Here is a 6,920-nt window from a genome sequence, read left to right as displayed (position 1 = left end):
GGTACCTGGAACTATAGATAATGATTTGGCTTATACAGACTATACCATTGGCTTTGATACCGCAGTCAACACAGTATTGGATGCAATAAATAAGATAAGGGATACCACCACATCCCATGAGAGGATCAGCATAATCGAGGTAATGGGACGAAACTCGGGAGATATTGCGCTCTATGCCGGCTTGGCAGGGGGTGCAGAAAGCATCATAGTTCCTGAGGTGAATTATGCCTGCGATGATGTATGTAAAAGGCTGTTGCAGGGAAAGAACAGAGGTAAGCTCCACAGCATCATATTACTGGCAGAAGGAGTAGGAAAGGCAACAGAATTAGCAGAAGAAATACATAATAAAATTGGTATGGAAGTTAGAGTAACCATACTAGGATATCTCCAAAGAGGCGGCAACCCAACGGCCTTTGACAGGATCCTGGCCAGCAGGTTAGGCTCAAGAGCTGTAGAAGCACTGCTTAACGGAGAATCTGGAAGGGTCGTAGGCATTAGAGACAACAAAATAATTGATGAAGACATTGATAAAGCATTGGAAATGACTAAAACCTTTAATATGGATATGTACGAACTGGCAAAGATATTATCTATTTAGGGGGAGAAACAATGAGAAAAACCAAGATTGTATGCACTATAGGTCCAGCTAGTGAAAGCGTTGAGATGTTGGAAAAACTCATAACAGCAGGCATGAATGTGGCCCGGTTGAATTTTTCCCACGGGACCCATGAAGAGCATAAACAGAGAATTGACAATATAAAAAAGGCCAGGCAGAAGCTCAACAAGCCTGTTGCCATTATGCTGGATACAAAAGGACCAGAAGTAAGACTTGGCAAATTTAAAACAGGTTCAGCTGAACTTAAATCCGGGGACTCTTTTACACTCACCATTAGGGAAATAGAAGGAGATAATACAATCGTCAGCATAAGCTATAAGAATCTGCCCAAAGAAGTAAGCACTGGGTCAAGGATATTGATAGCAGACGGTTTGATAGAACTTAAGGTTTTGGATAAGAATGAAACAGATGTATTCTGCCAGGTAGTAAATGGCGGCACAGTCACCGATAGAAAGAATGTGAACATTCCTGGAGCCACATCAAAGCTTCCTGCAGTAACCCAAAGGGATATCGAGGATATTAATTTTGGTATAAACAATGATATAGATTTTATAGCTGCATCCTTTATCAGGAAAGCATCAGACATATATGAAATAAGAAGGATTTTGGAACAGAGAAAAGCAGACCATATACAGATAATAGCGAAAATAGAAAATCAGCAGGGTGTTGATAATTGTGAAGAAATCCTGAGAGTTGCAGATGGACTCATGGTAGCAAGAGGTGACCTGGGAGTAGAGATTCCTACCCAGGACATTCCACTTGTACAAAAACACCTTATTGCCATGGCTAATTCTCTGGGAAAGCCGGTTATAACAGCTACTCAGATGATGGAATCCATGATCCGCAACCCCAGACCAACAAGGGCAGAAGTTACTGACATCGCCAATGCAATATTTGATGGTACTGATGCAGTGATGCTGTCTGGCGAAACCGCAGTGGGAAAATATCCATGTGATACTGTATCTACCATGGCAGCAGTGGCTGAGAGAACAGAGATGGCTCTGGATTATAGAAAAAAACTGATTAAAACAGATGGCAGGGAGACAATAACTGTAACAAATGCCATAAGCTATGCAAGCTGTGCTGCTGCTATGGATTTGGGTGCCTCTGCGATAATTACCCCCACTCAATCAGGATCAACTGCAAGAATGGTATCGAAGTACAGACCCAAGGCTCCAATAATTGCTGCTACCCCTGATGATAGGGTAGCAAGGAAATTAACTTTAAGCTTTGGGGTGACTCCAATAATAGTTGGAACTACGGAGAGCACCGATGAAATGATACAGCACTCTGTAAACAAGGCATTGGAATCGGAACTCATCGAAAATGGAGATCTGGTGGTTATTACTGCGGGAATCCCTGTAGGAGTGGCTGGAACAACAAACCTTATAAAGGTTCATGTGGTAGGTGAAGTCATCGCCAAAGGAATGGGAATAGGAAACAGAGCTGTGACAGGAAAAGTATGTATCATCAGAAATGGTGAAAAAGAAGCAGATAAGATAAATTACGGAGATATATTAGTAGCAGAAGCAACAGACTATGATATGGTACCTCTTATGATGAAAGCAGGAGCCTTTATAATTGAAGAGGGAGGACTTACTTCTCATGCTGCCATAGTAGGTCTTGAACTTGGAAAACCGGTTATAGTAGGAGTGGATAAGGCTACAGATATTCTGGAAGATGGTCTGACTGTAACGGTTGACGGCAGCAGGGGACTGGTATATAGGGGAAAAGCCAGAGTGTTGTAAGGACGGTGAAGTATATGATTCATGAGACAACTTTGAGGACAAGATATGGAGAAACAGATCAGATGGGTATAATATATCATCCTAATTATTATATCTATTTTGAAATAGGAAGGACTGAATTTTTAAGGGAGATGGGAGGCATGTCCTACAAGGACATGGAAGAAGCAGGAGTAATGCTTCCTATTGTAGAAACCCACTGCAAATATAGGGTGCCTGCAAAATATGATGACCAGCTGATAGTTAGAACTATGATAAAAGAAATGACTGCAGCCAGAATAACCTTCAGCTATCAGCTCATAAGAGCCGTAGATGGAGTATTATTAGCTGAAGGCGAAACTACAAGCGGCTTTACCAATATGGAAGGCAGACCTATTAATTTGAAGAAAAAATATCCTGATATATATGATAAACTCCTTAATGTCATGTCATTATAAAATATAATAAATACATAAATAATGATAAAAAATGTTTAAGCAATGAAATATTTGGTAATAATCAGAATGTAACTGATTCTAATTACTGCACCTATATGGTGCTTTTTTTTTGGAAGTTATGGCTTTTGAATAAACACTCCTAGATGTTGAGCAAAATATATAAATAAATAAAAAACTTGCAGGGGTGAAAGACTTGTCCAAAAAAGATTTAGCTGAAATACTTATTTCCGATGAAAGCGAGAGGGAACAGAAAATTCATGAACTCTTAAGAGACAGACGCTCTCTGAACATAAACATAGAGCTAAGCAAAAGGCTTACAACTGGGCAGAAGGCAGCAGATAAAATGGCTGAATTTGCAGGAAGCTGGAAATTCATCATTTTTTTTGTGATAGTTGTATTAGCATGGGGTATTATAAACACAAGATGGGTCTTAGGAACCCCTTTTGATCCCTACCCTTATGTTTTTCTAAACTTAGTGCTGGCTTGTATAGCTTCTATTCAGGCTCCCGTAATCATGATGAGCCAGAACAGGGAGGCTCAAAAAGACAGGCTGAGGGCAGAAAATGAGTATTTGATAAATATGAAATCTGAAATAATACTTGAAGATTTGCACATGAAAATAGATAATATATTACATCGACAGCGTTTATTGGAGGATGAAATAGAAAATGTAATGAGCTTGATAGAAGCTCTTAGGCAAGAGATTGTATTAGGGAGAGAAAAAGATGGAGAAGAGAATACCAGTCGAGAAAAATCAAGACTATATAATTGATATAACAAGTGAAACCAGTGAAGGCATGGGTGTAGGAAGAATCGAAGGCTATACGGTTTTTGTAGATGGGGCATTGATGGGTGAAAAAGTAAAAATCCGGATCGTAAAAATATTGAAAAACTATTCCTATGGAAAGCTTTTGGAAGTCATAGAACCTTCAGTCTACAGGACCCAACCCCAATGCCCTATGATAAAAAGATGTGGTGGCTGCCAAATACAGCACATGAGCTATGAAGGACAGCTTCATTATAAAACCAGGCTTGTAAAGGAAGCTTTGGAACGCATCGGAGGACTAAGGGATATAAAGATTCACGAAACAATAGGGATGGATGAGCCATGGAATTATCGAAATAAAGCCCAGTTTCCTGTTGGAATGAAAGATGGGAAGATTAATATTGGTTTTTATGCTCCCAGAAGCCATGATATAATCGATACCAACACCTGCATGATACAAGACAGGATAAACGATGAGGTGCTGGAGCTCATAAGAAACTTTATAATTAAACATGATATAAGCATATATGATGAAAAAACAGGGAAAGGCCTCATAAGGCACATTATGACCAGAAAAGGCTTCAAAACAGGGGAGGTCATGATATGCATAGTGATAAACGGAGAAGAAATACCCCATGAAGCTCAACTGGTTGAAGAATTGAAGCAAAGCATTGATAACCTGAAAACAGTGGTTTTGAACATCAATAAGAAAAATACCAATGTAATATTGGGAGAAAAGAATAGAGTTATATATGGAGAAGGATATATATTTGATTACATAGGGGAGTTTAAGTTCAAAATTTCACCACAGTCCTTTTTTCAGGTAAATCCTGTCCAGACAGAGGTTTTGTACAATAAAGCTTTAGAATATGCAAATCTCACTGGAGAAGAAACAGTCATAGATGCCTATTGTGGTATAGGCACCATATCCCTATTCCTCAGCAAAAAAGCAAGAAAGGTCTATGGAGTGGAAATAGTGGGACAAGCAATAGATGATGCAAAGGTAAATGCTGATATTAATGGCATAAAAAATGTAGAGTTCATACAAGGAGAATCGGAGGAACTGATACCCAAGCTCTATGAAGAAGGAATAAAGGCAGATGTGGTGGTTGTGGACCCACCACGGAAAGGTTGCGATGAGAAACTACTGGAGGTCATCGTAAAGATGTCACCAAAGCGCATGGTATATGTGAGCTGCAACCCTTCAACCCTGGCAAGGGACTTGAAGTATATGAACAGCAACGGCTACGAAGTAAAAGAAGTACAACCAGTGGACCAATTCCCACAAACAGTGCATGTTGAGAGCGTGGTATTGATGTCAAGGCTGTAAGCCTTTATTTTACTAGGTTTCCGGAAGTACATCCAAGTTGTCTACTCAACCTAAAGGTCCAAAATACGTACATGGGAACATATCGAGGGGGTATTTTTTGAGTGAAATTTAACTCAAAAATAGATAGGGTTGAGTTGACAGAATAGATAACGAGTATTTTTCATAGGGTTGAGGAGACAGGATGGATGTAAAGTATATAAATATTTTTTCTCTTGTCTAGCATGTTTTATATGTTTTTAAAGCTTCAAATTACCAATATTAAATTTTAGTATTGACATATTAAATTTTAATTGATACACTACTATTAGTGGAAGGTTTTCACATATTGATAGAAAGGAGGAAAAACGTGAATACATCAATAGATTACTTTATTAATTTGTTTACCATTCGCGGTATAACCTCCAGAGAGCAATTATTAAACGAAATGCTGCGTGTTAAACTTACAGCGAAAGCAATGAAATCTCAGAAAAAATCCAATCAGGATGAAGAGCAGCTTTTTGAATTAATGAAGCAGTCTACAGAAAATACAATACTGGGATACTTTCCGGGAGACAGGGATTTTTTCTCTACTGTTTATAAAGTTGCTCATAATATAGATCTTATTGAGTTCACTCTTAAACTTTATCAAAATGACCGCTTTGGCCAGATATTCTCTCCTGCCTATTTGACGGAATATATTTGTAGCATGGCAGAGGAAGTAAATGCTCGGACGATTCTTATTACCGAAGCAGAGAAAAGCCTTTCAGGTCTTAAAAACTTTGTGGATAAACATAAGTCAAGCAACATAGTATTTACCACCTCAAATGCACTAATGTTTATGTTGCTTAAGATGGGATTTGAAGAATACAAGAATGTCAGCATACTTAATCAATCTATATACCAGGAGCTTCTCATTGACACATGTTTTGACTTTATTTATTCCCTGCCTGATTTTGGTGGGAAAATTGAATCTTTAAACAACAATTTCATGTCTTCAAGACCAGATATTATTGCAACACAAAATTTACTTAGACAATTATCGGAAAAAGGTACACTCGTGACTGTGCTACCAGCAAAGATAACATTTTCAAGTGGTTCAGAAGCTAAGCTGCGCGAGCATATTATGACCAATTATCAATTGGAGGGCATTTACAGTCTTCCTGAAGGTACTTTCAGACCATATACCAGTATAAAGACCTGTATGCTCAGAATAGGTGTTGCGAAAAAAGAAATTGTGACTGTAGGTTATTTAGGTTATGATAACGGTCTGTATATCGATAAAGTGAAAGTGGTGGGAGGCAAAGAATTTTCAAGTCATGAGGATTGGCGTATTGAACTCATACTGGAAGATGATGACGAGAATATCAAAAAGTATAAGTCATCAAAACTTGAAAGAGTAAAACTACATGAAGTCGCTGAGGTTTTCAGGGGGAAATCAATCTTAAAAAAAGATGTGAAGCCCGGGGATATTAAGGTACTGAACATTTCAAACATTACCGATACCGGCATTGATTATTCCGATATGGACAGTATTGAAGAAGAAGAGCGAAAAATCAAACGCTATGAATTGATGGACGGAGATATAGTCCTATCTTGCAGGGGGACAGCTATTAAAACAGGTGTATTTCGCAAACAGAAAGGTATTGTTATTGCTTCAGCTAATGTTATTGTTATAAGACCAAATCATAGAATTTTAAGTGATTATCTCAGGATATTCTTTGAAAGTCCAGTGGGAATAGCGCTCATAAAAAGCTTTCAACGGGGGACAACCGTTGTAAATATAAATCATATGGACATCGCTGAAATGGAAATACCGCTTCTTAGTATGGAAGAGCAAAAAGAGTTAGTAACCCATTATGAAAAGGAAAGTTCACTGTATAGGGAGACTGTTAGTAGAGCGGAAGAGCGTTTCACCGCTGAAAAGCAAAAAATATATGAAAAATTATTATAGGCTTTGTAAAGTTAATATGAAAAATTAGCATTAAGATTCGTAGAATAGCTCAAAATTCCGCAAGCAAGATTAAAACTGCTGCACTGTGGATAGTCA

Annotated in this window: 6 protein-coding genes; all 6 read left to right on the top strand. The window is 38.3% G+C overall.

The annotated features are described in order from the left end of the window. The coding region (locus tag ACESM9_RS13490; RefSeq protein WP_372999679.1) for an ATP-dependent 6-phosphofructokinase at positions 1 to 598 on the top strand (598 nt) is incomplete at its 5' end. A gap of 11 nt (positions 599 to 609) precedes the next feature. After that, complete coding sequence (gene pyk / locus ACESM9_RS13485; protein ID WP_372999676.1) at positions 610 to 2,364, top strand: pyruvate kinase; 1,755 nt, start codon at positions 610 to 612, stop codon at positions 2,362 to 2,364. Positions 2,365 to 2,378: 14 nt separating this feature from the next. After that, on the top strand, positions 2,379 to 2,798 hold the full coding sequence (locus ACESM9_RS13480; RefSeq protein ID WP_372999673.1) for an acyl-CoA thioesterase: 420 nt from the start codon (positions 2,379 to 2,381) through the stop codon (positions 2,796 to 2,798). 193 nt (positions 2,799 to 2,991) lie between these two features. Continuing rightward, on the top strand, positions 2,992 to 3,570 hold the full coding sequence (locus ACESM9_RS13475) for a DUF1003 domain-containing protein (RefSeq protein WP_372999670.1): 579 nt from the start codon (positions 2,992 to 2,994) through the stop codon (positions 3,568 to 3,570). Next, entirely contained in the window at positions 3,524 to 4,894 is a 1,371-nt protein-coding gene (gene rlmD, locus ACESM9_RS13470) for a 23S rRNA (uracil(1939)-C(5))-methyltransferase RlmD (RefSeq protein ID WP_372999666.1), read from the top strand. The genes ACESM9_RS13475 and rlmD overlap by 47 nt, the downstream gene beginning before the upstream one ends. A 346-nt stretch (positions 4,895 to 5,240) precedes the next feature. Continuing rightward, positions 5,241 to 6,824 carry a restriction endonuclease subunit S gene (locus ACESM9_RS13465; RefSeq protein WP_372999663.1) on the top strand — a complete coding sequence of 528 codons (1,584 nt, stop codon included), beginning with the start codon at positions 5,241 to 5,243 and terminating at the stop codon, positions 6,822 to 6,824. Positions 6,825 to 6,920: the final 96 nt, after the last annotated feature.

Source organism: Lutispora sp., from assembly GCF_041687175.1.
Classification (GTDB): Bacteria; Bacillota; Clostridia; order Lutisporales; family Lutisporaceae; genus Lutispora.
Note: the sequence above shows the minus strand (reverse complement) of the source record. Positions and strands in the feature narration are given on the sequence as shown.